Origin of the sequence: Mesorhizobium sp. B4-1-3 (assembly GCF_006439355.1) — a bacterium.
Classification (GTDB): domain Bacteria; phylum Pseudomonadota; class Alphaproteobacteria; order Rhizobiales; family Rhizobiaceae; genus Mesorhizobium.
The window spans coordinates 1-3,638 of sequence record NZ_VFTG01000054.1; the positions used below are offsets into that span (position 1 = coordinate 1).

4 protein-coding genes are annotated in these 3,638 nt (G+C 64.5%); 3 read left to right on the forward strand and 1 reads right to left on the reverse strand.

The window, feature by feature from the left end; genetic code table 11:
- Window positions 1–217 precede the first annotated feature (217 nt).
- A complete protein-coding gene (locus FJW06_RS29915; protein WP_140757275.1) occupies window positions 218–1,213 on the reverse strand; it encodes an aldo/keto reductase in 996 nt (331 codons plus the stop codon).
- Window positions 1,214–1,309: 96 nt separating this feature from the next.
- Between FJW06_RS29915 and FJW06_RS29920 the strand changes: the two genes are divergently transcribed.
- The 3 genes from FJW06_RS29920 to FJW06_RS29930 all read left to right on the forward strand — a co-directional run bounded on the left by FJW06_RS29920 (window position 1,310) and on the right by FJW06_RS29930 (window position 3,532).
- Entirely contained in the window at window positions 1,310–2,200 is an 891-nt protein-coding gene (locus tag FJW06_RS29920) for a LysR family transcriptional regulator (protein WP_140757277.1), read from the forward strand.
- A gap of 120 nt (window positions 2,201–2,320) precedes the next feature.
- Window positions 2,321–2,890, forward strand: coding sequence for a cytochrome b (locus tag FJW06_RS29925; protein WP_140757279.1), 570 nt, complete (start codon window positions 2,321–2,323; stop codon window positions 2,888–2,890).
- A 66-nt stretch (window positions 2,891–2,956) separates the two neighbouring features.
- Entirely contained in the window at window positions 2,957–3,532 is a 576-nt protein-coding gene (locus tag FJW06_RS29930; protein ID WP_140757281.1) for a YceI family protein, read from the forward strand.
- Window positions 3,533–3,638 lie beyond the last annotated feature (106 nt).

Below are 3,638 nucleotides of genomic sequence, written 5' to 3' on the forward strand. Positions count from 1 at the left end.
GCCTCTCAAGAATCCTTCTTTTGCTGCCTGGCAATAGACATTCGACTTATCTGCGATTCCCCTACCCACAAGGGGGGAGATCAGCAGCTTCGGCGCTTCGCCCTGCCTTCAACGTTGGGCAATTGGCGAAAGGGGCGGTGACAGCCAATCTCCCCCAAGTGGACCCCAAGTGGGGGAGATGTCCGGCAATAGAAGAGGCGCCGAAGCGCCCCTTTGCTCACCCATTCACCAGGGCCAGCAGCTCCTCCGTATAGCGCTTTCCGACCACCTTGTCGGGCGACAGCGCATCGCCGATTGCCGCCACCTCGGCAGCACTCAGCTCGATCCTGGCCGCGGCCGTGTTCTGCTCCAGGTGATGTACCTTCCTGGCACCTGGGATCGGCACGATGAAATCGCCCTGGTGCAGCACCCAGGCGAGCGCCAGCTGCGCCGGGGTCACGCCCTTTTCAGTTGCCATTTTCTCCAGCACAGCAACCACCGCGTTGTTGGCTGCCATCGCCTCGGCCTGGAAGCGCGGCAGAGTGAGGCGCCAGTCGCCGGCGCCGAGCGCGTCGGGCTTGGCGATCGTGCCGGTGAGCAGGCCGCGGCCGAGCGGGCTGTAGGGGACAAAACCGATGCCGAGCTCGCGGCAAACGGCGAAGACCTCGTCCTCCGGATCGCGGCTCCACAGCGAATATTCGCTCTGCACCGCTGCTATCGGATGCACGGCATGCGCCCGGCGCAGCGTTGCGCCGCTCACCTCCGACAGGCCCAGCGCCCGCACCTTGCCTTCGCGCACCAGTTCGGCCATGGCGCCGACCGTGTCCTCGATCGGCACGTTGGGGTCGACGCGGTGCTGGTAATAGAGGTCGATCACGTCGGTATCGAGCCGCTTCAGCGAGGCTTCCGCCACCGCCTTGACGTGCTCGGGCCGGCTGTCGACGCCGACCATGCGGTCGGTGCCCGAGCCGTGCTCGGAAATCTTGAAGCCGAATTTGGTGGCGATGGTGACCTTGTCGCGCACCGGCTTCAGCGCCTTGGCGAGCAAGATCTCGTTCTCATATGGACCATAGACTTCGGCCGTATCGAAGAAGGTCACGCCGATCTCGACCGCGCGGCGCAGCGTGGCGATCGCCTCCGCCTCCGGCTGGCCGCCATAGCCGAAGCTCATGCCCATGCAGCCGAGGCCGACGGGGAAGACTTCGAGTTCAGTTCCAAGTTTGCGGGTTTGCATGGCGCATCTCCTTGTTGCGATGGGCATGAGATAGCGCCTGGCGTGTTGTTCGATAATCAGTTCTTTTTTGCACAGCTTGCTCTATAAAATAGAACAATGAACCGAATGAACCTCTCGCAGCTCGCTGTGCTCGCCACCGTCGCCCAATGCGCCAGCTTTCGTGGCGCCGCGCGCGAGCTCGGCATCGCGCCGTCGGCGGTCAGCCACGCGGTGTCGAGCCTGGAGGCGCGGCTCGGCGTGCGGCTTCTGGCCCGCAGCACACGCAGCGTATCGCCGACCGAGGAAGGCGCGCAATTGCTCGAACGGCTGCGGCCGGCGCTGTCCGAGATCGATCTCGCGCTGGAGACAGCGGTCGAGGCGCGCGACCGGCCGGCGGGCAATCTGCGGCTCACCGTGCCGCGCACGGCCGCCCACCTGACGCTCACGCCCAGGCTCGGCGCTTTTGCCGCGGCTTATCCCGATATCGTGCTGGAGATCGTCATCGAGGATCGCTTCACCGATGTGGTCGAGGGCGGTTTCGACGCTGGTGTGCGGCTCGGCGAAAGCCTGCAGCGCGACATGATCGCGGTGCGCATCGGGCCCGACCTCCGCGGCGCGGTGGTCGGCTCGCCATCCTATTTCGCTTCCATGCCGAAGCCGCGCCATCCGCGCGAGCTTGCCGACCACCGCTGCATCCGCTTCCGTTTCTCCAGCGGCATCCTCTATCGCTGGGAATTCGAGAAGGACGGCGAGGAAATCGAGATGGCGGTCGAGGGGCCGCTGATCCTGGACGAGGATCATCTGATCGCCCAGGCGGCGGTCGACGGCGCCGGGCTTGCCTTCGTCTTCGAACCTTATGTGCGGGCGCCGCTCGCCGACGGCAGAGTGATCCGCGTGCTGGAGGACTGGTGCCCGCCCTTCGACGGCTTCTTCGTCTATTATCCCAGCCGCCGGCAGATGCGGCCGGCGCTGAGGGCGTTCGTGGATTTCTTCAAGGTGGGCGGGTAGGGAGGCGATTGCGGAACGAAGCCGTCGCTTCGGTTCGCGTCCACTTACCGACATTGGCGCCGCCAATGGAATTTGCTGCACATCTCGGATGAAAGCCGGCGCCGACTTCGTTCGCCTCGCATGCAATCCATCACTAACACCCCAACCCGCTACGGCTGGGCGATGATCGCCCTCCACTGGCTGATCGGCATCATCTTCATCGGCCAGTTCGCGCTCGGCGTCCTCATGGTGCGCACGACAAGCCAGCGCACGTCCTTCGAGCTGATCCAGTTGCATAAATCCCTCGGCTTCCTGCTGCTCGGCCTGATCATCCTGCGCATCGCCTGGCGGCTCGGCAATGCGGCGCCGCCATTGCCGACCTCTGTCGGAACGCTGGAGCGAAGGACAGCGCCGCTGGCGCATTTCGCCCTCTATGCCTTGCAGATCGCGCTCCCCCTGTCCGGCTGGGCGCTGGTCTCGGTGTCGACACTGGAGATCCCGACCATGCCGTTCAACCTCTTCGTGATGCCCAATCTGCCGCTCGCCGAATCCGATGCTGCGGAAGGGTTCTGGACTTCGGCGCATTGGTATCTCGCCTATGCCGGCATCGCGCTGGTGGCGCTGCATATCGCGGCGGCGCTGCGCCATCATTTCCTGCTGCGAGACACGGTGCTGACACGCATGATCACACCTTCGTCAGGCGGGGAATAGAACCGCTCCCTCCTTCGTTGGTGGGCGAGAACGCAGAAAAAGCGTATCTGCGGAAGGAAGAAACCCATGAACGCGCGCATCCTCGGATTGGCGGCTTTCGCCGCTTTCCTTGCCGTGCCTGCCGTTGCCGCGGTGGCGCTCAGCGACGCCGCCGGCAGCTACACGATCAGCCCGTCGGGCTCCTCGATCCGTTTCACCATCGGCAAGGCAGGCGGCGGCGGCTTCGACGGCGCCTTCGGCCGCTTCAAGGGCACGATCCGCATCGACAATGGCGATGTCGGCCACTCTAAGGTCGACCTCACCATCTATCCCGAAAGCGTCGGCACCGGGCAGGGCCGCATCGACCAATTCCTGCGCTCCGACGCGGTGTTCGACGCCGCCAACAATCCCGAAATCCAGTTCCGCTCAACAAACGTGACCCGCACCGGCGACACCACGGCGCTGGTGACCGGCCGGCTGACGGCGCGCGGCAAGACGTTTCCGGAAAAATTCACCGCCGAGCTCGGCGGGTTGAACGGCGGGACCATCAAGTTCCACGTCACCGGCAAGGTTCTGCGGTCGCGCTACGGCATGGATGTCGGCACGCCGCTCTATTCCAATGTCGTCAGTTTCGACATGATGCTGACGGGCAAGAGGGGTTAGGGGCAGTCCCTTTCCTCGCCTCCGCAAAGCGGGGGAGAGCGACTATCTGGCGTGTCAAGTTGCATTTGCGAACTCGGTTCTCGCGTCGCGTGCCTTTGCGTTGAGG

What these genes read in the sequence shown, in the direction of transcription:
- FJW06_RS29915 (WP_140757275.1), bottom strand. Translation starts at nt 1,213, where the DNA reads ATGCAAACCCGCAAACTTGGAACTGAACTCGAAGTCTTCCCCGTCGGC.
- FJW06_RS29920 (WP_140757277.1), top strand. Translation starts at nt 1,310, where the DNA reads ATGAACCGAATGAACCTCTCGCAGCTCGCTGTGCTCGCCACCGTCGCC.
- FJW06_RS29925 (WP_140757279.1), top strand. Translation starts at nt 2,321, where the DNA reads ATGCAATCCATCACTAACACCCCAACCCGCTACGGCTGGGCGATGATC.
- FJW06_RS29930 (WP_140757281.1), top strand. Translation starts at nt 2,957, where the DNA reads ATGAACGCGCGCATCCTCGGATTGGCGGCTTTCGCCGCTTTCCTTGCC.